Annotated in this window: 22 protein-coding genes; 15 read left to right on the forward strand and 7 right to left on the reverse strand. The window is 70.2% G+C overall.

Translation table 11 applies throughout. The features are described from left to right. Positions 1-37: 37 nt before the first annotated feature. Positions 38-871 carry a FadR/GntR family transcriptional regulator gene (locus ACIP6U_RS36065; RefSeq protein WP_401726676.1) on the reverse strand — a complete coding sequence of 278 codons (834 nt, stop codon included), beginning with the start codon at positions 869-871 and terminating at the stop codon, positions 38-40. A 327-nt stretch (positions 872-1198) separates the two neighbouring features. Here ACIP6U_RS36065 and ACIP6U_RS36070 point away from each other — a divergent pair, with 327 nt between their 5' ends. The 7 genes from ACIP6U_RS36070 to ACIP6U_RS36100 all read left to right on the forward strand — a co-directional run bounded on the left by ACIP6U_RS36070 (position 1199) and on the right by ACIP6U_RS36100 (position 8146). Next, a complete protein-coding gene (locus ACIP6U_RS36070; RefSeq protein WP_401726678.1) occupies positions 1199-1951 on the forward strand; it encodes an SDR family NAD(P)-dependent oxidoreductase in 753 nt (250 codons plus the stop codon). Positions 1952-1954: 3 nt separating this feature from the next. Next, entirely contained in the window at positions 1955-2278 is a 324-nt protein-coding gene (locus ACIP6U_RS36075; RefSeq protein ID WP_401726679.1) for an L-rhamnose mutarotase, read from the forward strand. Between the two features lie 158 nt (positions 2279-2436). Continuing rightward, the gene (locus ACIP6U_RS36080) at positions 2437-3276 is read left to right on the forward strand and encodes an amidohydrolase family protein (protein ID WP_401726681.1); all 840 of its coding nucleotides are present in this window, start codon (positions 2437-2439) and stop codon (positions 3274-3276) included. Further along, entirely contained in the window at positions 3273-4247 is a 975-nt protein-coding gene (locus tag ACIP6U_RS36085; RefSeq protein WP_401726683.1) for an aldo/keto reductase, read from the forward strand. The genes ACIP6U_RS36080 and ACIP6U_RS36085 overlap by 4 nt, the downstream gene beginning before the upstream one ends. Before the next feature lie 104 nt (positions 4248-4351). Then, positions 4352-6073 (forward strand): class I mannose-6-phosphate isomerase, encoded by a 1722-nt coding sequence (locus ACIP6U_RS36090; protein ID WP_401726685.1) that lies wholly within the window; start codon positions 4352-4354, stop codon positions 6071-6073. Positions 6074-6138: 65 nt separating this feature from the next. Beyond that, positions 6139-7041 (forward strand): ROK family protein, encoded by a 903-nt coding sequence (locus ACIP6U_RS36095; RefSeq protein WP_401726762.1) that lies wholly within the window; start codon positions 6139-6141, stop codon positions 7039-7041. 76 nt (positions 7042-7117) lie between these two features. Next, positions 7118-8146, forward strand: a complete 1029-nt coding sequence (locus tag ACIP6U_RS36100) for a LacI family DNA-binding transcriptional regulator (RefSeq protein ID WP_401726687.1) — start codon at positions 7118-7120, stop codon at positions 8144-8146. A gap of 288 nt (positions 8147-8434) precedes the next feature. Here the strand turns inward: ACIP6U_RS36100 and ACIP6U_RS36105 are convergent, their stop codons facing one another. Continuing rightward, positions 8435-8848 carry an arsenate reductase ArsC gene (locus tag ACIP6U_RS36105; protein WP_401726689.1) on the reverse strand — a complete coding sequence of 138 codons (414 nt, stop codon included), beginning with the start codon at positions 8846-8848 and terminating at the stop codon, positions 8435-8437. A 91-nt stretch (positions 8849-8939) separates the two neighbouring features. On the opposite strand from ACIP6U_RS36105, the gene ACIP6U_RS36110 reads away from it, so the two are divergent. The 3 genes from ACIP6U_RS36110 to ACIP6U_RS36120 are packed head-to-tail and all read left to right on the forward strand — an operon-like array spanning position 8940 to position 10626. Further along, entirely contained in the window at positions 8940-9248 is a 309-nt protein-coding gene (locus tag ACIP6U_RS36110; RefSeq protein ID WP_401726691.1) for an ArsR/SmtB family transcription factor, read from the forward strand. After that, positions 9245-10033 carry an aquaporin gene (locus ACIP6U_RS36115; RefSeq protein WP_401726692.1) on the forward strand — a complete coding sequence of 263 codons (789 nt, stop codon included), beginning with the start codon at positions 9245-9247 and terminating at the stop codon, positions 10031-10033. Before ACIP6U_RS36110 ends, ACIP6U_RS36115 begins: the two co-directional genes overlap by 4 nt. 8 nt (positions 10034-10041) lie before the next feature. After that, the gene (locus ACIP6U_RS36120) at positions 10042-10626 is read left to right on the forward strand and encodes a cadmium resistance transporter (protein ID WP_401726764.1); all 585 of its coding nucleotides are present in this window, start codon (positions 10042-10044) and stop codon (positions 10624-10626) included. Between the two features lie 51 nt (positions 10627-10677). Here the strand turns inward: ACIP6U_RS36120 and ACIP6U_RS36125 are convergent, their stop codons facing one another. Further along, positions 10678-11055 (reverse strand): ArsR/SmtB family transcription factor, encoded by a 378-nt coding sequence (locus tag ACIP6U_RS36125; protein WP_401726694.1) that lies wholly within the window; start codon positions 11053-11055, stop codon positions 10678-10680. 146 nt (positions 11056-11201) lie between these two features. Here ACIP6U_RS36125 and ACIP6U_RS36130 point away from each other — a divergent pair, with 146 nt between their 5' ends. Both ACIP6U_RS36130 and ACIP6U_RS36135 read left to right on the forward strand, forming a co-directional pair. Continuing rightward, positions 11202-12569: an NAD(P)-binding domain-containing protein gene (locus tag ACIP6U_RS36130; protein ID WP_401726696.1), complete on the forward strand. Its 1368-nt coding sequence runs from the start codon at positions 11202-11204 to the stop codon at positions 12567-12569. Positions 12570-12624: 55 nt separating this feature from the next. Further along, the gene (locus ACIP6U_RS36135) at positions 12625-13866 is read left to right on the forward strand and encodes an MFS transporter (RefSeq protein WP_401726698.1); all 1242 of its coding nucleotides are present in this window, start codon (positions 12625-12627) and stop codon (positions 13864-13866) included. Here the strand turns inward: ACIP6U_RS36135 and ACIP6U_RS36140 are convergent. Further along, complete coding sequence (locus ACIP6U_RS36140) at positions 13856-14440, reverse strand: DinB family protein (RefSeq protein WP_401726700.1); 585 nt, start codon at positions 14438-14440, stop codon at positions 13856-13858. The genes ACIP6U_RS36135 and ACIP6U_RS36140 overlap by 11 nt on opposite strands. A gap of 152 nt (positions 14441-14592) precedes the next feature. On the opposite strand from ACIP6U_RS36140, the gene ACIP6U_RS36145 reads away from it, so the two are divergent. Beyond that, a complete protein-coding gene (locus tag ACIP6U_RS36145) occupies positions 14593-15132 on the forward strand; it encodes an ArsR/SmtB family transcription factor (protein ID WP_401726702.1) in 540 nt (179 codons plus the stop codon). Further along, complete coding sequence (locus tag ACIP6U_RS36150) at positions 15129-16415, forward strand: MFS transporter (RefSeq protein WP_401726704.1); 1287 nt, start codon at positions 15129-15131, stop codon at positions 16413-16415. The genes ACIP6U_RS36145 and ACIP6U_RS36150 overlap by 4 nt, the downstream gene beginning before the upstream one ends. Positions 16416-16473: 58 nt before the next feature. On the opposite strand, the gene ACIP6U_RS36155 is transcribed toward ACIP6U_RS36150, so the two are convergent. Further along, complete coding sequence (locus tag ACIP6U_RS36155; RefSeq protein ID WP_401726706.1) at positions 16474-17376, reverse strand: TolB family protein; 903 nt, start codon at positions 17374-17376, stop codon at positions 16474-16476. Positions 17377-17637: 261 nt separating this feature from the next. On the opposite strand from ACIP6U_RS36155, the gene ACIP6U_RS36160 reads away from it, so the two are divergent. Continuing rightward, a complete protein-coding gene (locus tag ACIP6U_RS36160) occupies positions 17638-20880 on the forward strand; it encodes a S8 family peptidase (RefSeq protein WP_401726707.1) in 3243 nt (1080 codons plus the stop codon). 93 nt (positions 20881-20973) lie between these two features. Here ACIP6U_RS36160 and ACIP6U_RS36165 read toward each other — a convergent pair whose 3' ends face one another. Further along, entirely contained in the window at positions 20974-21972 is a 999-nt protein-coding gene (locus tag ACIP6U_RS36165; protein WP_401726709.1) for an RNA polymerase subunit sigma-70, read from the reverse strand. 256 nt (positions 21973-22228) lie between these two features. After that, positions 22229-22432, reverse strand: coding sequence for a cold-shock protein (locus tag ACIP6U_RS36170; protein ID WP_124004789.1), 204 nt, complete (start codon positions 22430-22432; stop codon positions 22229-22231). Between the last annotated feature and the right edge of the window lie 303 nt (positions 22433-22735).

Raw genomic sequence — 22735 nt, forward strand, 5'->3', positions numbered from 1 at the left:
GTCGGTGCGCGGCAGGTACTAAGCCGCGAGGCAGGGACTAGGAGGCCGACGTGTGCGGTGGTGAAGAACCCGCGGGATTGTCGGCGCCCGGCGCCCCGGGGACCGGACGGTCACCGAGGTTGAACAGCCGGTCGCGGATCTTCCGCTCGAACTGGCTCTGAGTGGTGGCGATGTGTTTCAGCATCAGTTCCTCGGCGAGTGCGGCCTCCCCCGCGGCGACCGCCTCCGCAACGGCGAGGTGCTGGTGCCCGGCGACTTCCAGCGAGCCAGGCGCGTCGCCGTGGAAGAGCAGCACGTCGGACTGGCCGGCCAGCCGCCGCACACCCGCGACGCTCGAGCGAAGGAACACGTTGTGCGAGGCGGCACCGACCGCGTCGTGGAAGGCCGCGTCGGCCCGGGCGAAGGCGTGCACGTCGTTCCGTCTGGCAGCGTCCAACGAGGCCTCGGCGAAGTCCTTGATGGCACGCACCTCGATGGGTGTGGCCAGACCGGCGGCTCGGCGGGCCGTCTCCGACTCGATCACCGACCGGTAGTCCAGGAGCATCAGGACGTCTTCCATGCTCGTCGGCCGGAACTGTGACATCTGGTCGCCGACCAGTCCTCCGGTTCCCTCGGCGACGAAGATCCCCGCTCCCCGCCGCACGCTCAGCCGACCGATGGCCGCCAGGACCTTCACGGCCTCCCGGGTGACGTTGCGGGTGGCGCCCAGGATCTCGGCGAGGCCCTGCTCGGTGGGGAGCCGGTCACCAGGACGCAGGCCCTGTTCGGTGATGTACTCCAGCAGCTGCTCGGCCACCAGCTCGTACCCCGGCCGGTAGGGACGTGACGCATCATCGTCTCCCCCACCCGTGACGCGCGATGGATCAGCCACGATGGCTCCTTCTCGACGGTCAAATGAATCTGGTTCATCTGGTGGGCCACTATGACATCCGCGTTACGTGATGGATAGATGTTGACGTAGATCAGTTTCAAAATCCGACTTAACGGGCTAGAACCCATGGTCAGTCAAGGTTTGCCAGCTCCCTTGCATCAGACCAATCACATCCTTAGGGTCCTCCACGTTGGATGAAGCAGATTCTTCGAAGCTCAGAAGGCACCCTTGCGGGAGAGATCTCTATGAGACCGGCACGGCACGGCTCGGCTGGAGCCGATACACCCCTGGCATCCGGACAGCACCAGACATACGGGGAGGCCTGAGATGGGCGCGTTCGACGGGCTCCGCGCCCTGGTCACCGGCGGCGCCTCCGGCATCGGTCTGGCAACCGCCCAACTGCTCACCGCCCAGGGCGCACACGTCGCGATCCTCGACCTGACGCGGGCATCCCCCGACGGAATCGCCGTGTGCCTGCGGGCCGACATCGGTGACGACGCCTCCGTCACAGCTGCCGTGAGCAGCGCGGTCGACACCCTCGGCGGCCTCGACGTCCTGGTCAACAACGCCGGGATCGGCGCCCAGGGCGGCATCGCGGACAACCCCGACGACGAGTGGCACCGGGTCTGGGACATCAATGTCGTCGGACTGGTACGGGTCACCCGCAGCGCGCTGCCCGCGTTGCGATCCTCCGCTCACGCGGCGGTCGTCAACATCTCCTCCATCGCCGCGACGGCGGGCCTGCCCCATCGGGCGCTGTACTCGGCGACCAAGGGCGCGGTGCTGTCGCTGACCCGCGCCATGGCGGCCGATCTGCTGCCGGACGGCATCAGGGTCAACGCCGTCAGTCCCGGCACCGCCGACACCCCGTGGGTGGGCCGGCTCCTGGACCGGGCTCCGGACCCGGCCGCCGAATACGCCGCCCTGGCGGCCAGGCAACCGAACGGCCGGCTCGTCTCCGCGGCCGAAGTCGCCGCGGCCGTGGCCTACTTGGCCTCGCCCGCGGCCGGGTCCACCACCGGAACCAACCTGGCTGTGGACGGTGGCATGGACGGACTGCGCCTGCGAAAGGAGGGGTGACCCATGGAACGCCACGCCGCCGTCGTCCGGTTGCGCCCGGAGAAGGAAGCCGAGTACCGAGCACTGCATGCCGCGGCCTGGCCCGGCGTACTGGAAGCTCTCAAGCGCGCCAACATCGGCAACTACTCGATCTTCCTGCGCGACGGGCTGCTGTTCAGCTACCTCGAATACACCGGCGACGACTACGCCGCCGACACCGAGGCGATCGCCAACGACCCGATCTCACAACGGTGGTGGGCGCTGACCGACCCCTGCCAGCAGCCGCTGGACACGGCGGCCGAGGGCGAACTGTGGGCGAGCGCCGAGGAGATCTTCCACCTCGACTGACTCAGCCGGCTTATCTGGCTTATCTGGATTAGCAGGCTTAGCTGACTCGGCTTGCCCGGTGCCCCACCGAACCCATGTCCCACACGCCCCCTTCTCTCGCACCCTCTCCCCTCCCTCGCACACCCTTGTCTCGCCCCCTCTCACCCGCGGAACGGACCATGCGCATCGACGCCCATCACCACCTGTGGAACCTGGAGGTCCGTGACCAGCCCTGGGTCCACGGCCTCCCGGAACTGGACCGCAGTTTCCACCCGTTCGACCTGCGGCCTCTGCTGGAGCGCAACGCCATCGACGCGACGGTCGTCGTGCAGACCATGGCCGACGCCGAGGAGACCCCGGAACTGCTCGCCCTCACCATCAGGGACTCGCATGTGAAGGCCGTAGTCGGATGGACGAGCCTGACCGACCCCGCGATCGCCGACCGGCTCTCCGAGCTGCGGGACGCTCCGGGCGGCGCCGCACTCGTGGGCATCCGTCATGGGATCCAGGACGAACCAGTGCCCGACTGGACGTCCCGGCCTGACGTCCGGCGCGGCCTTCACGCTGTCGCCGCGGCCGGCCTCTCCTACGACCTCCTGGTGCGACCCGACCAGTTGGCGGACGCGGTCAGGACCGTACGCGAACTGCCTGACGTGCGCTTCGTCCTGGACCACGTCGGCAACCCGTTCATCAACAAGGAGGGTCTGAATGCCTGGACCCCCGAGATGAGCAATCTGGCCGCCTGCCCCAACATCGCCGTGAAGCTCTCCGGTCTCCAGACCCGGACGCCGGCCGGATGCGACCCGGCCCATGCGCTGCGCCCCTACGCGGACGTGCTGTGGTCGACCCTCGGGCCGGACCGCGTCATGTTCGGATCGGACTGGCCGGTCTGCCTCCTGACAGCCGGCTACGACGAAGTCCTCACCACGGCCGAGGCACTCTGCGAGGACTTGAGCGACGCAGAACGCGCCGCTGTCTTCGGCTCGACTGCCGCGCACTGGTACGGAATCGCGGCATGAACATCGAGCGGCTCGGCCGCACGAAGGTGCACGTCAGCTCCCTGGGTTTCGGCGCCGCTCCACTCGGCAACCTCTACAGCGCCATCAGCGACGACGAGGCCCGGGCCACCGTCGACGCCGCCTGGGATGCCGGGCTGCGCTACTACGACACCGCCCCGCACTACGGCCTGGGACTGTCGGAACGGCGCTTGGGTGAGGCGCTCGCCCATCGCCCGCGGGAGGAGTTCGCCGTCTCCACCAAGGTCGGCCGACTCCTGGAACCGCACCCCGCTCCCACCGGATCCGACCTGCCGGCAGGAGGCTTCGCCGTCCCGGACACCCTGATCCGCCGCCCCGACTATTCCCGTGCGGGCGTGCTGCGCAGTCTGGCCACCAGCCTGGATCGCCTGGGACTCGACCGAGTCGACATCGTCTACGTCCACGATCCCGACGATCACCTGGACACCGCCGTCGGCGAGGCCGTACCCGCACTGCTGGAACTGCGGGACCAGGGCGTCATCGGCGCCGTGGGAGTGGGTGCGAATACCGTCGGCCCGCTGCTGCGGACCGTCACCGAGACCGACATCGACACCGTGATGGTGGCCGGGCGCTGGACCCTGCTCGACCGCACCGCCCGACCTCTGCTGGACGCGTGCGCCGCACGAGGGGTGTCGCTCGTCGCTGCGGCTCCCTTCAACTCCGGCCTGCTGAGCCGCCCTTACCCGGCCGCCGACGCCACCTTCGACTACGGCCCTGTTCCGGAACAGGTACTGCAACGCGTTCACTGCCTCGCCGAGGCATGCGCCCGCCACCGAACGGTGCTCCCCCACGCCGCCCTGCGTTTCCCCCTGCGCAGTCCTGAGGTGGCTTGCGTGGTTGCGGGCTTCCGCTCCGCCGACGAAGTGCGAGCGGCCGCCCGTTGGACCGGAGTCGATCTCACCGACGAGACATGGGCCGACCTCGACAGCGTCATCGAGCAAGGTGCGAGTTAACGACAATATTCCGCGTGAGACAACAGAGCGCTGCCATCTGGGGATACAGCTCCACGTCCGATGTTATCGTTAACTTCCCTCACGGAGCCCAGCAAGGAGAAGATGTGTCGAGCGCGCCTCGTTCGTACGATGCCAACCCCAGCTACGAGCCCGTGCACGGACAGGTGGTCGCAGGTTGGCCGGCCGCCGTCGCCGGACTGCCGGCCGGTCCGCTCAGGCTGGCGGTGGACGGCCCTGCCGCGCTGGACTGGGACGCGCTGGCCGACGGCCTGTCCGCGGCCATCCGCTCCGCCGGGCGGCAGGTGAAGGCGGTGGATGTACGCCGCCACTACGCACCGGCCGCCGCCGAGCGGATCGCCGCCCGGCCCGTCCCCGCCGACGACCCCTTCTTCACTCCCTTGTCCGAGGCGCGGGTCGCGGACCTCTTCGACGCCGTCCCTCAGGAAGGCCAACTCCCGGACGACGGCGTGCTGTTGGTGTTCGGCCCGGGCGCGGCGCTGTGCGAGCCGGATCTGCTCTGGTACGCGGACCTGCCGAAGCGGTACGCCGAGGCCGCCGTGGCACACGGGCACCTGCCGGTGGGCGTCAACCTCGGCCGCCCCGACGAACCCGGCCACCTGGTGCGGCTGTTCTACACCGACTGGCCCGTGCTGGACCGACACCGCGACGCACACGCGACACAGGTCGACCGGTGGATCGACGTACAGGACGCGACAACCCCCACCTCTCTGGACGGCGCAGCCCTGCGCCGCACCCTGGAACACCTGGTGCGCGGGCCCGTGCGCACCCGCCCCTACTTCAACTCCACTCCCTGGGGCGGCCAATGGGCGGCGAGCGAACTCGGTTTCACCCCGCAGGCCGGCAACACCGCCCTCGGCTACGAACTGATCGCCCCGGAGGCGGGTGTCCTCATCGGCGGCAAGGACGGGCCGCAGGTCGAGATCCCCTTCCAACTCCTCTGTGTCCTGCACCCGGAGGCCATGCTCGGCGAGGAGGTCCATCGCGCCTTCGGCACCTCCTTCCCGATCCGGTTCGACTACCTCGACACGGTGGGAGGCGGCAACCTCTCCCTGCACTGCCACCCGCAGGAGCGGTACATGCGGGAGGTCTTCGGCTGGCCCTACACCCAGCACGAGACGTATTACGTCACCGCCGGCGAGCCCGGCGCCAAGGTTCTCCTCGGGCTCACCGAGCACGCGGATCTCGACGTCATGCGCCGTCAGGTGGAGGACGCCATCGCGCAGGGCACGCCCATGCCCGTCGAGGACCACGTCCAGGTCCATCCGGCCACCGTCGGTCAGCTGTTCATGATTCCGGCCGGCACCCCGCACGCCTCCGGAGCGGGCAACCTGGTGCTGGAGGTGAGCGCGACCCCGTACCTGTACTCGCTGCGCTTCTACGACTGGCTCCGCAAGGACGCCGCCGGCGCGTCCCGGCCGCTGCCCTACGAACACGGCTTCGCCAACCTGGACACCGCTCGGCGCGGAGAGGACGTGACGAAGGACCTGATCCAGCAGCCGCGCACCCTGCGTGCGGGCGAGGGCTGGCGCGAGGAGGTCATCGGCGCACTGCCGGAGATGTTCTACGCGGTGCACCGCCTGGTCCTCGCCCCGGATGCCGGCATCGCCGACGACACCGCCGGCCGCTTCCACATCCTCAACGTCTCCGCGGGCCGGGGCGCGGTCATCGAGACCCATGACGGGCGCAGCCACTTCCTGGCCTTCGCGGAGACGATCACCGTGCCCGCCGCAGCCGGTCCCTACCGCGTCCGCGCAGTGGGTGGCGACGAAGTCCGCATCGTCAAGGCCCTGGTGGTCGAGCCGTGACCGGCGCCGGTCGGCGGACGGGTGCCGCTCGGCAGGCCGGTGCCACCCAGTGGGCCGGTGCGCCGATCCCCGTACTCGACATCGGCGGAACACATGTCACCGCCGCCCTGGTCGACCCCGCGACCGGCCGCCCCCTCTCGTCCTCCGTACGCCGCAGACCTCTGGGCTCCGACGCCGCGGCCGACAGCATCCTCGACGCGATCGCCCTGGCCGCGCTGGAACTGCCCGCCGAGCACCGGCCGGACTGGGGTGTGGCCATACCGGGCCCCTTCGACTACGACACCGGGATCGGCCGCTTCACGGGCGTCGGGAAGTTCGAGGCCCTGTCCGGTGTCGACGTCGGGGCCGGACTGCGCCGGCGGCTGGCGCACCGGGCTGAACACCTGCGCTTCCTCAACGACGCCGACGCCTTCGCGATCGGCGAGTATCACGCGGGCGCCGCGGCGGGGCACGAGCGCGTGGTGTGCCTGACGCTGGGCACGGGCGTGGGCTCGTCGTTCCTGCGCGGCGGGCGGCCGGTGCACGACGGCGCGCACGTGCCACCCGGCGGTCACGTGCACCGGCTGACCGTGCACGGCCTGCCGTTGGAGGAGTACGTCTCCCGCCGTGCCATCCGCGCCCACTACGCCCGCCTCGACGCGGTCGCTGGGCATGGCTCCCTGCCGGACGTCCATGAGATCGCCGCGCTGGCCAGGGCGGGCAACTCGGCCGCGGCGGAGGCGTTCCGCTACGCTTTCGAAGCCCTCGGCCAGGCACTGGCCCCGTGGGTCGACCGCTTCGAGGCCGGCGTGGTGGTGATCGGTGGATCCATGGCCCAGTCATGGGACTTGATCCACCCCGCGTTCTCCGCAGGGCTGGTTCTGGCCGGCGGGACGACCGCCCGTGTGCTGCCGGCCGGGCGGTCGGCGGAAGCACCTCTGATCGGAGCCGCCCACTGGGCACAGGACACGTCGAACGCGGCGCGTTGAGGACCGACCGGGTCCGGGACGCCGCCACGGCTGACGCACTAGGGAGAACACGGCTGACGCAAGAAGGAGAAGGGGTATGACCGCTCGCCGAGGCGGCGGGCCGACCATGCACGACGTCGGGAAACTCGCGCAGGTCAGTGCCATGACAGTCTCGCGGGTGCTCAAGAACGACCCCGCGGTCTCCGAAGCGACCCGCGAACGGGTCTTCGCCGCGGTCGACCGTCTCGGCTACCGCCGCAACGAGACCGCGCGCAGCCTGCGGCTAGGTGGCAGCAGGATGATCGGTCTCGTCGTCACCAACCTTGCCAACCCGTTCTATTCGCGGCTCGCGCTCGGGGTCCAGGAAGTCCTCACCGAGCACGACTTCCGGATGCTGCTCAGCAACACCGGCGAGCAGGCGGATCTCGAACCCGGTCTGGTCGACGGCCTCATCGACCACCAGGTCGAAGGGCTGATCGTCGTCCCCGCCGGCAGTCGGCAGCAGCACCTGGCCGACGCCATGCGCCATGTCCCCGTCGTCCTCGCCGCACGGCCGCCCGCCGGACTCGACACGGACTGTGTGCTGGTCGAGGACTTCCACGGTGCCCGCGAGGCCACCGCCTGCCTCCTGGCAGAGGGACACACGCGCATCGCCTTCCTCGGCAATCCGCCCGCGCTGTACACGGGGGCGGAGCGGCTCCGCGGGTTCTGGGCGGCACATGAGGAAACCGCCGTGGAGCCTGACAACGCCTTGATACGGCAGGGCCTCGTCGACGCAGTGACAGCTGAGCGAGCGGTCCTCGAACTCCTCGGCCTTCCCGAGGGCCCCACAGCACTGTTCTGCACGAACAACCGCATCAGCCAGGGGGCGATCCGCGCCCTCCACAAGGCCGGTACCACCCTCCCCCTGGCCGGCTTCGACGACTTCGACTACTCCGACATCCTCGGTCTGCCCCTGACACTCGTCTCCTACGACGCCGACGAGATCGGCCGCCAGGCCGCACGGCTCCTCATCGACCGCCTCAGCCACCAGGACTCGATGCCCCCTGCCTCCCGGCGCGTCACGGTCCCGACCCACGTGGTGCGCTACGGCCCGCAACCCGGCGAACACCCCCACGGCACCTGACCACCGCCGGAGCGCTCGCCGTACCAGTGATTCTCACCGGGCTCGATGTGGACGCGGTCGCCCGGACGTATTTCTTCGACCGGTCCTCCCTCGCGTTGGACGGCTTGCTGAGGAAGTCGCGGCTCTGCGAACACAGGCCAGGCGCACTCCGTTGGACCGTGATCTGTCCGACCTCGTCGGTGAACTCACCTTGCGGTACGAGCGCCTCGCGATAACGGCAGGCCCCGGCGTGGAGATCTTCGCCTACGTGGCGGACACGTGACTGAGCGTTTGATCCGGTGTCCGACGTCAGTACTGTGCCGAGACACCGAGGTCGCCGAGAAGACCGCGGACCCGGTGCTCGATCTCGTCGCGGATGGGGCGCACGGCCTCGACACCCTGACCTGCCGGGTCGTCGAGCTGCCAGTCGAGGTATCGCTTGCCGGGAAAGACCGGGCAAGCGTCGCCGCAGCCCATGGTGATGCAGACGTCCGACTCCTTGACGGCGTCGACGGTGAGCATCTTGGGGACTTCGGCGGAGATGTCGATGCCGACTTCGGCCATCGCTGCGACGGCGGCCGGATTGACCCCTGCGCCAGGGTCGGAGCCGGCGGAGCGGACCTCGACGCGGCCCCTGGCCAGATGGGTCAGCCATGCGGCGGCCATCTGGGAACGGCCGGCGTTGTGGACGCAGACGAACAGCACGGAGGGCTTGTCGGGCATCGGAGGTCTCTCTTGTCTCACGACGACATCAGGCGCGAACGACATCAGCGTCTGCTGGTGTCAGCCGTCACTGATATGAAAGTATCAGTCCATGCTGACGTCAGTCGACACTGATCTGATCCGGGTCCTCGCCGATCCGCTCCGGCTTCGGATCGTGACCTTGCTAGCCAAAGAGACGCTGTGCACCACTCACCTGGTGGAGGAGACCGGCGCTCGGCAGACGAACCTCTCCAACCACATGAAGGTGCTTCGCGAAGCCGGCGTCGTGGAGACGGAACCGTGCGGCCGGTACACCTACTACCGGCTCAAGCCCGACGTACTCACCTCGCTCGCCGGCAAGTTCGCGGAGCTGGCCGAGTCCGCGCGCACCGCCGCCGAGAACAAGAGGGCCTGTCCGTGACCCCTGCCGAGGCCGCCGAGGAGTCCGCGCCGGCTACCGCACGACGTAGGCCCATCGAGCCTGCGCCGGACGCCGCTCCCCCGCGCACCCCGCTGATCGCGCGTGCCGCCGCCGAACTCATAGGCACCGCGCTCCTGGTGGCCATCGTGGTCGGCTCCGGCATCCAGGCCACCCAACTGACCAAGGACGTCGGCCTGCAACTGCTCGCCAACTCCACGGCCACCGTCCTCGGCCTGGGCGTCCTGATCCTGCTGTTCGGCCCGGTCTCGGGTGCCCACTTCAACCCGGTCGTGACGCTGGCCGAGTGGTGGACCGCGCGACGTGGCGGCGCCGGCGTCACGATGCGAGAGGCAGCCGCGTACCTCCCCGCTCAACTGGCCGGCGCCATCGGCGGTGCGATTCTGGCGGACGCGATGTTCGGCCGGCCGCTGGTGGAATGGTCGACCCACGACCGCTCCGCCGGACACCTCCTGCTCGGCGAGGTGGTTGCGACGGCGGGCCTGATCCTGCTGATCCTCGGCCTGGCCCGCACCGACCGGCTGCGGTTCGCGCCCGTTGCGGTTGCCTCGTACGTCGGCGCCGCGTACTGGTTCACATCGTCCACGTCGTTCGCCAATCCGGCGGTGACGGTCGGTCGTGCCTTCACCGACACCTTCGCGGGTATCGCACCCGGGTCGGTCGCCGGTTTCGTCGGCATGCAGCTCATCGGTGCGGTGGTCGGGCTGGCCCTTGCCGCGCTCATCTTCCTGCCCGAACGACCGGTCAAGAGGGGAACGCGCCCGTGAATCCGGGCATGGTCGGACAGGCGATCGGGCTGTTCGCCGTCACCAACATCGACGACATCCTGATCCTGTCCCTGTTCTTCGCCCAGGGTGCTGGACGGCCCGGCTCCGCCCGTCGGATCGCCATCGGCCAGTACCTCGGATTCGCCGCGATCCTGGCCGTGGCCGTCGCCGCCGCTTTCGGCGCGACCTTCCTGCCCGAGTCGGCCATTCCCTATCTGGGGCTGCTGCCACTGGCACTCGGGCTGAAGGCGGCCTGGCAGGCGTGGAAGCAGCGCGGTGACGAGGACGACGAACAAGAGGCGGCCGAACACGGTCCCGCGTCGTTGGAGGTCGCCGCGGTCACCTTCGCCAACGGCGGTGACAACATCGGCGTCTACGTCCCCGTGTTCGCCACAGCCGGCGTCGGCGGAATGAGCGTGTACGCCGTCGTGTTTCTGATCCTCGTGGGCGTGTGGTGCTTTGCCGGCCGGTACTTCGCCACGCGCCCCGTCGTCGCCAAGGCGCTCAGCCGGTGGGGCCACATCCTCTTGCCACTGGTCCTGATCACCATCAGTCTGCTCATCCTCGTCGAGGGCGGCGCCTTCGGCCTGTAGCGCCGAGTGGAGCGCTTCGGCGAACACGTCCGGCCTCTGCCGCCCTGCATGTCAGACAGCGGAAGGCGCGACGGTCAGCAGCTTGCCCATCGCGGCCAGCACCGGCGGTTCGACCCGGTAGTAGACCCAGGTGCCGCGCCGCTCGGAGGTGAGCAGTCCGGCCTCCTTGAGCTTCTTCAGGTGGTGGGAGACGGTCGGCTGGGAGACGCCGACGTCGGAGATGTCGCACACGCACGCCTCGCCGCCCTCGTGCGAGGCCACCAACGAGAAGAGCCGCAGCCGTACCGGGTCACCCAGCGCCTTGAACATGCGCGCCGCCGTCTCGGCCTCCTCCGACGTGAAGGGGCGCTCGGTCAGCGGAGGGCAGCAGGGTGCCACGGCCTCGGAGGACTCGGGCTCCAACAGCGGCAGCACCTTCGTATTCGACATACGTCTATGTTGACACACGTCGAACCAAGCTGGCGAGGACCCTTCGACCCTACTGATTAGATACATGTCTATGTTGACCACTGTCTAATCAGGTGCCATCCTGACCGGGCAAGTCATCGACGAACGTCGAAACAAAGGGGAGTCTCGTGAACGCGCCCATCAACGACCATCTGCCCGTTGTGGTCATCGGAGCCGGACCGGTCGGTCTGGCCGCAGCCGCTCATCTCGTCGAGCGCGGCATCGAGCCCCTGGTCCTGGAATCCGGACCGTCCGCCGGTACCGCCGTCCGGGACTGGTCGCACGTGCGGTTGTTCTCTCCCTGGGCAGAGGTCACCGACCCGGCCGCCGAGAAGCTCTTGGCCCCCACCGGCTGGACGCGCCCGGACGGCGCCACCTACCCGACCGGCGGTGACTGGGCCGAGGAGTACCTTCAGCCGCTCGCCGATGTCCTCGGCGACAAGATCCGCTACGGCACCACGGTGACCGGTGTCGCCCGCGCCGGCAGGGACCGCGTCGTCGACTCCGGCCGTGACGAACAGCCCTTCACCGTCCACGTCCAGCATGCCGACGGGCGCGAGGAGCAGATCACCGCGCGCGCTGTCATCGACGCCTCCGGCACATGGTCCACTCCCAGCCCCGTTGGCGCGGACGGCCTGCCCGCCGTCGGTGAGAAGGCTGTCGCCGACCGCATCTCCTACCGCGTGCCCGATCTTCGCGACGCAGCCGTACGCGCTCGCTACGCCGGCAGGCGCACCGCTGTCGTCGGCTCGGGAGCCTCCGCCTTCACCGCCCTGGCCTCGCTCGCAGACCTGGCCAAGGAGGAAAGCGGCACGCACGCGGTGTGGATTCTGCGCCGCGGTTTCGGCGAGAACACGTACGGCGGTGGCGAGGCCGACCAACTACCCGCCCGCGGCGCCCTGGGCCTGCGCGCAAGGTCGGCTGTTGAGGACGGGTACGCGAGCGCCGCCACCGGCTTCCGTACGCGGACGGTCGAGCTCGACAGCGACGGCCGCGTGATCCTGGTCGCCGACGACGGCCGAAGCCTGGACCCGGTGGACGAAGTGATCGTCCTGACCGGCTTCCGTCCCGACCTGTCGTTCCTCTCGGAGCTCCGCCTGGGCCTCGACGAGCGTCTTCAGGCACCGACCGCCCTCGCCCCGCTGATCGACCCGAACGTCCACTCGTGCGGCACCGTCTATCCGCACGGCGTGAACGAGCTCTCCCACCCGGAGCGGGACGTCTACCTGGTCGGCATGAAGTCCTACGGCCGCGCTCCGACCTTCCTCGCGATGACCGGCTACGAACAGGTCCGCTCGGTCACCGCCGCCATCGCCGGAGACCGCCAGGCCGCCGAGCGCGTCGAACTCACCCTCCCGGAAACCGGAGTCTGCGGCGGTGCGGGCCTGTTCGACGAACCGGGTGACACCGAGCAGTCCGGCGGAGGATGCTGTACCGCTCCCACCACACTCCAGATCGGCGTCAGCGCTCCGGGCTCCACCTCGGGCGGCTGCTGAACTCTCCACCCACACAACGAGGTTCGCCCATGGCGTCTCGCGTCCTGATCCGCCGATGACCAATCTCCGTTCCAGCGAGGCCGTGACCGCGACGGCGGACCGGTCACAGCCTCGTGCCGCCCTGCCCGCGCTGTGCGCCACCCAGATCACCAGTTGGGGAATCGTCTACTACGCCTTTCCCGTCCTCAATCCGCAGATCACCACCGCTACGGGCTGGTCCGCGACCGCCACAACCGCCGCCTTCTCCGGCGCGCTCCTCGTATCCGCCGTCGTCGGCATCTTCGTCGGCCGCGTCCTCGACCGCCGCGGACCGCGCGCGGTGATGACCTCCGGTTCCGTCCTGGGCGTCCTCGCCATGCTGGCCATCGCCCACGCGCCCAACCTCTGGTCTTTCACGGCTGGTTGGCTGTTGGCCGGTGTCGCGATGGCCGCCACGTTCTACCAACCCGCCTTCGCCGCTCTCACCCGCTGGTGGGGCGCGGACCGCGTGCGGGCCCTGACCGTGGTCACCCTCGCCGGCGGTCTCGCCTCCACGGTCTTCGCTCCGCTGACCGCCACGCTCGCGGGTCACCTCGGCTGGCGCACCACGTACGCGGTTCTCGCCGCGATCCTGGCGGTCGTCACCATCCCCGCCCACGCCCTGGCGCTACGAGCACCCTGGCCCCCCGCGCCCGTGCCACCCCCTCAACCAGGCACCCACAGCGGCTCCGTGGTCCGTACTCGCCCGTTCTTCGTGCTCGCCACCGCGCTCACGCTGAACAGCTTCGCGATGTACGCGGTCGTCGTCGCCCTCGTACCTCTGCTGATCGCACGCGGTGCCGGTCCTACGGCCGCTGCGTGGGCCCTCGGACTGGGCGGTGCGGGACAGACCCTCGGCCGCACTCTGTACGCGTCGTTCGCCCGCCGCACCGGTGTCACGACGCGCACCTTCGTCCTGATGCTCGCGGGCGGAATCACCACCGCCACGTTCGCAGTGGTGCCGGGCCCCTTCCCCCTGCTCGTCGGCATCGCGATCGCGGCCGGCATGGTGCGAGGCAACCTCACCCTCCTCCAGGCCACCGCCGTCACCGACCGTTGGGGCACCACGCACTACGGCCGTCTGTCCGGGCTGCTCGCCGCCCCCGCCACGGTCGCCTCCGCCCTCGCGCCATTCGCGGGAGCCTCCTTGGCCGGACAACTCGGCGGCTACCCCTCCCTGTTCACCCTCCTGGCCCTGGTCTCAGCAGCCGCAGCGGTCGTTGCTTCGGGAGGCACACCGCCTCTCCACACGTCACGTGAGACAGCCTCTATGCCTTGATCGGTGCGGCCGACCTGGCAGCCTGCTCGATCTTGGCGCGGTAGGCGGCGCGGGCTTCCTCGTCGATCGGCTGCTCGTATTCGGCGCGCACCCCGGTCCGGCCGTCGAGGCCCTCGCGCAGGATGTCGGCCTGCCCGGTATGCCGGATGGTCTCGCCGAGGACATGGACCATGACGGCGAACAGGTTCGTGTTGGGTCGAGGCTCCCGCCACCACGGCACGTGGCCGGGGGCATCGAGGGGAAGCTCGTTGATCGTCGCGTCCGAGTATTCCCACGTGCGCCGGTAGAACGCGACGATCTGATCGCGGGTCTCGTCCTCGGCCGCCCACTGGTCGTCACCGTCGTAGTCCTGCCACCGGGGCAGCGGCTCCGGGAAAGGGCGGTCGAAGACCTCGCCGAAGTACCGGGCCTCGACGGTGGCCACGTGTTTGACCAGGCCGAGGAGGTTGGTCCCGGTCGCTGTCAACGGTCGGCGGGCGTCGTACTCGGACAAGCCGTCGAGTTTCCCGAGCAGCGCCTCGCGGTCCCGCCGCAGTCTCCTGTGCAGGTTGTCCTTCGCGAACTCATCGATCATGCGGCACGAGCCTGCCATGGGCTGACCGTGGCCTCAAGATCCCTGTTCTCGTGCGGCGCGACGAAGCCGATGCCCTGTGCCGCACAGCCGATTTCGGGAAACCGGGTCCAACCCCCTTGCGCAATGGTCAAGAGTCGTTGACCATTACTCGCATGCCTACCGACGATCTTCCCGAGACGTTTCACGTCACCACGGACGACCAGTTGCGCGCCGTCTCCAATCTCACGCGCCACCGGATCATGGCCGTGCTCCGCTTCGAGCCGGCGACGATCACGCAGATCGCCGAGCGGGTGGGCCTGGCGAAGGGGAGTTCCAGCTATCACGTGCGACTGCTGGAGCGGGCCGGCCTGGTGAAGGTCGTACGGACGCGGAAGGTGCGAGGGGTCACCGAGCGGTACTACGCGATGGCCGCGCGGTCGATCGAGCTGCCGGATCCGGGCGAGGGAGGGCCGGATGTGCTGATGCGCCATGCGGTGGCGGACCTGGAGGCGTCACCGGCGGACGGCGAGCGGCACGTGCGGATGGCGCATCTGCGGCTGACCGAGGAGCAGTTCGCGGAGCTGGGAGCGCGGTTGGAGGAACTGGCGGACGAGTACCGGAAGCTGTCCGATCCGTCGTTGCCGGATGCCTCGCTCGTCTTCGCCCTGTTCCACCCGACGCAGGGCAAGAAGACCGAAGGGGACGCCAAGTGACCGACGTCGTACGGAAGTTGCCGACCGGGTTCGGACGCCTGTGGACCGCTCAGACGATCTCCTCACTCGGTGACGGGGTCTCACATGCCGCACTGCCGCTGCTCGCGCTGACGTTGACGCGGGATCCGATGGCGCTCGCCGTCGTCACGGCCGCCGGGACGCTGCCGTGGCTGCTCTTCGGGGTGCTCGGCGGTGCGCTGGTGGACCGTTGGGACCGCCGGCGGACGATGTGGGTCGCGGACGCGGCGCGTGCGCTGCTGCTCGCGATACCCGCGGCGGCCGCCGCGCTCGACGTGCTGAGCATTCCGCTGCTCGCGGCCGTCGCCTTCCTGCTCGGCCTCGGCGCGCTCTTCTTCGACACGGCCGCCACGGCCTATCTGCCGGATCTGCTCGGCCGCGACCCCGCACTCCTGGAGAGCGCCAACTCCCGTCTGCGCGGCGCCCAGACCGCCATGTCCGGCTTCGCGGGACCGCCCGCGGGCAGTGCGCTGCTCGCGCTCGGGCGGGCGGTTCCACTGCTCACCGACGCGGTGTCCTTCGCGCTCTCCGCACTGCTCGTACGGTCGTTGCCGGCCGCACCCCGGCCCGTACCGCAGGCCCGGGAGTCGCTGCTGCGGCAGGCGCGGGCCGGGGCCTCGTACGTCTTCCGGGACCGGCTGCTGCTCGGGCTCGCGCTCCGCCCTGCGGTCGGGAACATCGCCTTCCTCGCCGTGGAGACCGTCCTCGCCCTCTTCGCGCACGACCGCCTGGGCATCGACACCTACGGCTTCGGCCTGCTCCTCACGGCGGAGGCCACCGGCGGTCTGCTCGGCGCGGGCATCGCCTCCTTCCTCGGCCGACGACTCGGCACCGGCACCGCACTGACCTGCACGGCCGCGGTGGAGGGACTCGCCATCCTGGGTCTCGCCGCCGCCCCGAACCCGTACGTCGCCGGGCTCGCGCTCGCCGTCTGCGGAGCGGGCATGGGCGCCACGATGGTGCTCGGCCCCTCGCTCCGGCAGTCGATCGTCCCCGCGCACCTGATGGGCCGGGTCGCCTCCACCTCCCGCATGCTCGCCATGTGCGCCGCCCCGTTCGGCGCCTTCCTCGGCGGCTGGCTGGCCACCACCTACGACGTGCGCACCCCGCTCTACACCGCTGCCGGCCTCCTCCTCACCATGACCGCCGTCACGTCGACCATGACCAGCAACCGCCGGGTCGAAGCAGCGCTGCGTGCCGCCGCACCGAGTGATGACGCGGAACATCCGGTGCCCCTGGACCGCGCTCAGACTGGTGCCAACTAGGCGGCTCCACGAGGCCCTTGAGTCAGTGTCAGGCGATCGGACAGCGGCGGTCGCGTGCTCATCGCCGTGTCTCGTCGGCGAACGGATACTCGACGAAGGCGAATCTCCGCCCGTCGGGAGCCCAGCTGTTGACGTTGATGGTGCCCTGGCCGCCCGACAGTTCGCGGATGGTCCGGGCGGCGGTCCAGTCCCCGTCGCGGACCACCCGGATCTCGACGACACGGTCGGCCGGATGGCCGACGGTGCCGGTCGGGTAGCTCAGGTAGACGGCCGCGTCGCCGTCGGGCGCCAGGTGGGGGAACCAGTTGACGCGCTGGTCGAAGGTGAGCTGCTCGACATCGGTGCCGTCGACCCGCATGCGGGCGATCTGAGCGTGCCCCGGTTCCGTGCTGAATCGCTCGGTGTTGAAGTAGATCCACTTCCCGTCGGGCGAGTACTCACAGCCGTCCGCCGGGGCGAGGTCGTCGGTGAGGCGCCGGTCATCCGTACCGTCGACCGCGATCGTGTGGACGCCGGCGATCTCCCGTCCGTCGTCGCCGTCGGGATCCCAGCCGATGTACGCGAGTCGGCGGCCGTCCGGACTGACGCCGTGCAGGTAGTGCGGGCGTCGGCCACGGTCCGGCGTGACACGGTGCGCGGCGCCACCGGCCAGGGGAGCCGCGTAGAGGTGTCCGTCGTCGGCCGACAGGTAGACGGTCGTGCCGTCGGGCGCCGGTACGTGGTCGTTGTTGAGCTCGGGGACTCCGTCGATCGAAAGGCGCGCCGGCCCGGATCGGCCCGTGCTGTCCACCTGCCACAACACCCCCTCGCCGTTGAGGATCAGGCGGTCGTCCGCCACCCAGTTCGGTGCCTCGAGAAGCACGTCGGTCGACGCGTGGACGAACCGAACGTCGCCGGTGTCGATGTCGGCGGTCATGACGTGGCAGGACTGGCCTGGTGCGAGCGTGCGGGAGAAGGGCACGTTGGACTCCGTTCCGGGAGGACCGGTCGCCCCCGACGGACTTGCGGAGGCGACTGTGAACAGCATCCCGGAACGCTAAAGGTACGAACCAATGTCGTGAGGAGGTGAGGCGTGGGAAGGATCTCTCTCGGCACGGTCCTGCATCAGTTGAAGCGAGTCGGGGTGAACCCCCACCTCCCCACACAGACAGGGACGACATTGTCGGGATCAAGAAAAAAGAGACGGATCACCCGCCCCGCCCGCCGGTCCGGAGCGCTGCTCATGACGGTGGCGCTCACGACGGGGGCCCTCACGACGGGGCTGATATCCGTCCCGGCCGCGGCGGCCGGCACCCCCACGGCCGCCTCCGTCGCGGCCAACAGGTCATACACAACGGTCACGTTGATCACCGGTGACCAGGTCCTCCTGGACCAGGAGGGCAACGCGGTCGGGGTCACTCCGGCCAAGGGCCGCTCCGATATCCCGCTCCAGATCAGCCGCACCGGGGACCACACCTACGTCGTCCCCGCCGACGCCGAAGTCCTGCTCGGTCAGGGCAAGTTGGACCTGGGGTTATTCGACGTGGCCGAGCTGAGTCGGCCCGAGTACCGGGACCTGACACACGGCGGCGCCCCCGTGCTCGTACGGTATTCGGCGCAGAACCCGGCCGCTCGTGGCCAGTTGCACGCGGACACCGAGGCGGTCGTTCGGGATCTGTCCTCCGTGGACGCCGAGGCCGTAGTCGTGTCGCCCGACGAGGCCTCGACGGCGTGGTCCGCGCTGACCGACACCGCGGACGGTACGAGCGAACTCGCGCCCGGCGTGGCCGAGTTGCGGCTCGACCGGGTGGTGACGGCCGCCCTGGACGTGAGCGTGCCGCAGATCGGCGCCCCGGGCATGTGGCGGTCCGGCTTCGACGGCAAGGGTGTGAAGATCGCCGTGCTCGACACCGGCATCGACACCACCCACCCCGACTTCGCCGGGCGGGTCGTCGCCGAGCGGAACTTCTCGACGGACACCGAACTCCGGGACGGCAACGGGCACGGGACGCACGTCGCGTCGACCGCCGCCGGCACAGGGGCGGGCTCGGACGGCAAATACAAGGGCGTGGCACCGGGCGCCGAGCTGATCAACGGCAAGGTGCTCAACACCGCTGGTTCCGGGCTGACTTCCGGGATCGTGGACGGCATGGAGTGGGCGGTCGCGCAGGGCGCGGACGTGATCAACATGTCCCTCGGCTCACCGGACGAGCCGGGCACCGACCCGCTCGAAGAGGCCGTGAACGCGCTCTCCGACCGGGCGCTGTTCGTCATCGCGGCGGGCAACTCCGGTTCCGGCTCAGGGACCGTGGGCACCCCCGGTGTCGCCGAGTCCGCGCTGACCGTGGGCGCCGTGGACAAGCTGGACGGGCTGGCCGGCTTCTCCTCGCGCGGCCCGCGCCTGGACGGTGGCGTCAAGCCCGACGTCACCGCGCCCGGCGTCGCCATCACCGCGGCCGCCGCGGCTGGCACCCGGCCGAACGACCCGCACCCCGCGCCCGGTTACGTCACTCTCGACGGCACCTCGATGGCCACCCCGCATGTCACCGGCGCGGCGGCCCTCCTGATGCAGCAGCACCCGGACTGGGGCCCCGGCCGGATCAAGAGCCTGCTGACCGGTTCGGCGAAGCCCGGCGACTACACCGCCTACCAGCAGGGCACCGGCCGGATCGACCTGACCCGGGCGTCCGCGCAGACCGTCGTGGCCGAGCCCGGTTCGCTGAACTTCGGTGAGGCGGAGTGGCCGCACACCGACGACGAGCCGCAGACCCGCACGGTCTCGTACCGCAACCTCGGCGACCAGCCGGTCACCCTGGACCTGACCGCCACCACCACCGGCCCGGACGGCGGCCCCGCCCCCGCGGGGCTGTTCACGCTCGGCGCCCAGAGGATCAGCGTCCCCGCGGGCGGCACCGCGGGCGTCGACGTCACCGCGGACGCCCGCGTCGGCGGCGACGCGACGGGCGCGTACAGCATCACGCTGGTGGCCACCGGCGGCGGTACGACCGTCCGCAGCACCGGCGGTCTGGAGCGGTCCGCGAACACCTTCGAGGTCACCGTCCAGGCGACCGACCGCGACGGCGGGCGGCCCGACGCCTTCAGCTGGGCCGCCTGGTTCACCGGCATCGGCAACGATGTCTTCGAGGTGATCAGGGGCGAGGACGGCACCGCCACGGTGGAACTGCCCGCCGGTGACTACATCGTCGCCGGGCGCAACTTCGCCAACGGCGGCATCGACACGCTCGTCGCCCCCAAGGTGACGGTCGACCACGACATGACCCTCGCCTTCGACGCGCGCGACGCCCGGCCCGTCGAGGTGACCGTGCCGGACCCGGAGGCCGTCGGCTACTCCACGCTCCTGACGGCCGTGGTCCACTCGGGCAAGGCCGAGGCCTCCCTCGGCGTCGGACTGTCCGCCAGCCTCCAGGGCGCCCGCGTCGGCACCTTCGGCCCCGCACCGGCACCGGGCGAGGTCACCTCGTACTTCCGCTCCAACTGGTACAACGGCGCGACCGAGTACCACATCGCCGACACACTGCGCGATGCCTTCTACTCCGGCCACGTCCAGCACGTCACCGCACGCCAGTTGGCCAGACTGACACTCCATCAGGGCGCCTCGGTACCCGGGGCCCTGGGCGTGAACTACACGGTGCAGTCGGGTCCCGGCGGCGTGGCCATCGGCCACTACAGCGACCTGCCCGGCACCCGGACCGTGTACGTCCAGGGCGGCTACGCCTGGTCGGAGATCTCCAGTCAGGTCAATCCGACCAACGGCAGCGTCCAGACCCGGTACGAGATACCCGCCCGCGCCTACCCCGCCGGCACGAGCCGCACCGAGACGGTCGGCGTGGGCGTGTTCGGGCCCGCGCTCGCCGCCGGCGGCGGACTCGTCAGAAACGGTGACCAACTCACCGGAAGAATCGCCCCGTTCACCGACGGTGCGGGGCACACGGGCGCCAGCCTGTACGACCCGACGTCGACGACCACCACGCTCCTCCGCAACGGCAAGCCCTATGCCACCGCCGACGGGCTGCTCGACGCCACGAGCTTCACCCTGCCGCCGGACAGGGCCCGCTACACGCTGGTGACGACCGTCCACCGGGCGACCGGTGTCTCGTCGGTCACCTCCGCGGTCACCTGGCAGGCCGAGTTCGCCTCGTCCCGTACGTCGTCGGCGACCGCCGTCCCGTCGAGCGTGGTCCGCTACACGCCCGAACTCGCCCTGGACTCAACGGCGGTGGCGGGCAAACGGCAGAAGGTGCCGGTTACCGTGCAGGGTTCGGCCGCCGGCAAGGGCCTGGCCTCGTTCAAGGTGTCCGTGTCGTACGACGCCGGGAAGACCTGGCACCGCGCGACCGTCCGGCACCACGCGGTCACCGTCACCAACCCGCCCGCGGGCGGCACGGTGTCGCTGCGCGCCGAGGTGAAGGACCGTCACGGCAACACGTTCAGCCAGACGATCGTGGACGCCTACCGCACCAAGTGACCCGGCGCGTCCGCCCGCGGCCCGTGTGGGCTGCGGGCGGACGTCCGGAGCGGTCGATCGGCAGCCGCCTGCCTCGTCGCGCGCGGCGCGGGACTACTCCGTGCCGTCCGCCGGCAGGCGTTCCGGCAGCTCCAACCGCGGGAACCGGTCGTCGTGGAACGTGATGATCTCGGTGATCGCCCCACCGGTGACGCGCAGGACATCGATCGTCAGTGGGAGGTACGCGCCCTCCGGCCGACTCCAGAGGTAGAAGGCGACGGCGGGCTGCCGGTTCACGGAGGTGGGGACGGCGCGCAGGCCCTTCATGCCCTCGAAGCCGCCTTCGACCCAGTCTTTCACCACCGCGTCGCGACCGACGTACAGGCCCGGCGTGGGCGGCATCGAGCAGCGGACGTCGTCCCGCAGCAGTGCGGCGAGGCTCTCGACGTCCGTGGCCACGCTGGCGTCGGTGTACCGGCGCACCAACTCGCGGGTCCCGGCGTCCTGTTCGCCGCCGGTCCAGTCCTGCCGCTCGGCGGGCAGATGCTCGCGCATGCCGGCGCGGGCCCGTTGCAGCGCGCTGTTCACGGAGTTGACGGAGTCCCCGAGGAGCGCGGCGACCTCCTTCGCCGGCCGGCCGAGCACGTCCCGCAGGATCAGCACCGCCCGCGGGCGCGGCGCGAGGTGCTGGACGGCGACCAGGTACGCCAGCTCGATCGTCTCCCGCGCGACGGCGAGGGTCTCCGGCTCGTCCGCGTCGCCTGCGGGCAGCTGGTCGAGCAGCAGGTCCGGGTAGGGCTGCAGCCACAGCACCTCCCCGCCGGTCGCGGGCTCCGGGCGGCGCTTGGCGAGCAGGTCCAGGCAGGCGTTGGTGGCAATCCCGTACAGCCAGGCCCGGAACGAGGACCGCCCCTCGAAGGTCTCCCGCCGCCGCCAGGCCCGGAGAAACGTCTCCTGCACGGTGTCCTCGGCGTCCTCGAACGACCCGAGCATCCGGTAGCAGTGCACGTGCAGCTCCCGCCGGTGCCGCTCCGCCAGCCCCGAGAACCCCGGCTCGTCGACCTCACCCAGCCGGCTCACGCCCAGCTCCTCCAGCCCCGTCTCCGCACCCATCACGTCCGCCTTCCGCCTCGCCGTGTCCCGTCGTAGGTGTGACGGGTGCGCAGACGAAAACTCATCACCGGACGATCAGGTACGGGCTGGGGCCGACGTCCGAACCAGCCCGGCGCTGCGGAATCAGCCGAGGTCGGAGGCGCGGCCGGGGAAGAAGTGGGCGCTTCCTGCCTCCGCCGGCGAAACCCACGACATCGAGCTCATGGACCAGAACAGGGCCCGGAAGCGGCTGCTTCCGGGCCCTGCTGGCGAGGGGTCAGGCAGGAGTGATGTTCTCCGCCTGCGGGCCCTTCTGCCCCTGGGTGATGTCGAAGGTCACCTTCTGGCCTTCCTGCAGTTCACGGAAGCCGGAGGCGTTGATGTTGGAGTAGTGCGCGAAGACGTCCGCCCCGCCACCGTCCTGCTCGATGAAGCCGAAGCCCTTTTCGGCGTTGAACCACTTGACGGTTCCGCTGGCCATGCCGGTCCCTCTCATTCGCTGTCTGGGACCGCACCGCGCGGCCCCGGAGGTGATCGCCCTGGTCCAGCTACCGCACAGCAAAATGCCCGCGCAACAGCGCGGGCAGGTACTGCGAACCACGACATCTGAGAGCGACGCTACACGGCGAACCGCGTTGCCACCAGAGATCGACAGCCACTTCCAGCACCGCGTCCATCGCAAGACGGAAGGCACTCCGGGAAGTCACCGCCCGACCCGGGCGACTTGATCGGTGTCGTGCGCAGCACCCTCAGTCCCAGCAACAGCCAGGACGGCTGCTTCAGG

This window comes from Streptomyces sp. NPDC088794, from assembly GCF_044750545.1.
Classification (GTDB): Bacteria; Actinomycetota; Actinomycetes; order Streptomycetales; family Streptomycetaceae; genus Streptomyces.

Excerpts from the sequence above, each read along its gene's own strand:
- ACIP6U_RS36070 (WP_401726678.1), top strand. The coding sequence starts at position 1,199 with ATGGGCGCGTTCGACGGGCTCCGCGCCCTGGTCACCGGCGGCGCCTCC.
- ACIP6U_RS36075 (WP_401726679.1), top strand. The coding sequence starts at position 1,955 with ATGGAACGCCACGCCGCCGTCGTCCGGTTGCGCCCGGAGAAGGAAGCC.
- ACIP6U_RS36080 (WP_401726681.1), top strand. The coding sequence starts at position 2,437 with ATGCGCATCGACGCCCATCACCACCTGTGGAACCTGGAGGTCCGTGAC.
- ACIP6U_RS36085 (WP_401726683.1), top strand. The coding sequence starts at position 3,273 with ATGAACATCGAGCGGCTCGGCCGCACGAAGGTGCACGTCAGCTCCCTG.
- ACIP6U_RS36100 (WP_401726687.1), top strand. The coding sequence starts at position 7,118 with ATGACCGCTCGCCGAGGCGGCGGGCCGACCATGCACGACGTCGGGAAA.
- ACIP6U_RS36105 (WP_401726689.1), bottom strand. The coding sequence starts at position 8,848 with ATGCCCGACAAGCCCTCCGTGCTGTTCGTCTGCGTCCACAACGCCGGC.
- ACIP6U_RS36110 (WP_401726691.1), top strand. The coding sequence starts at position 8,940 with ATGCTGACGTCAGTCGACACTGATCTGATCCGGGTCCTCGCCGATCCG.
- ACIP6U_RS36120 (WP_401726764.1), top strand. The coding sequence starts at position 10,042 with ATGGTCGGACAGGCGATCGGGCTGTTCGCCGTCACCAACATCGACGAC.
- ACIP6U_RS36125 (WP_401726694.1), bottom strand. The coding sequence starts at position 11,055 with ATGTCGAATACGAAGGTGCTGCCGCTGTTGGAGCCCGAGTCCTCCGAG.
- ACIP6U_RS36135 (WP_401726698.1), top strand. The coding sequence starts at position 12,625 with ATGACCAATCTCCGTTCCAGCGAGGCCGTGACCGCGACGGCGGACCGG.
- ACIP6U_RS36140 (WP_401726700.1), bottom strand. The coding sequence starts at position 14,440 with ATGATCGATGAGTTCGCGAAGGACAACCTGCACAGGAGACTGCGGCGG.
- ACIP6U_RS36145 (WP_401726702.1), top strand. The coding sequence starts at position 14,593 with ATGCCTACCGACGATCTTCCCGAGACGTTTCACGTCACCACGGACGAC.
- ACIP6U_RS36160 (WP_401726707.1), top strand. The coding sequence starts at position 17,638 with ATGACGGTGGCGCTCACGACGGGGGCCCTCACGACGGGGCTGATATCC.
- ACIP6U_RS36165 (WP_401726709.1), bottom strand. The coding sequence starts at position 21,972 with ATGGGTGCGGAGACGGGGCTGGAGGAGCTGGGCGTGAGCCGGCTGGGT.
- ACIP6U_RS36170 (WP_124004789.1), bottom strand. The coding sequence starts at position 22,432 with ATGGCCAGCGGAACCGTCAAGTGGTTCAACGCCGAAAAGGGCTTCGGC.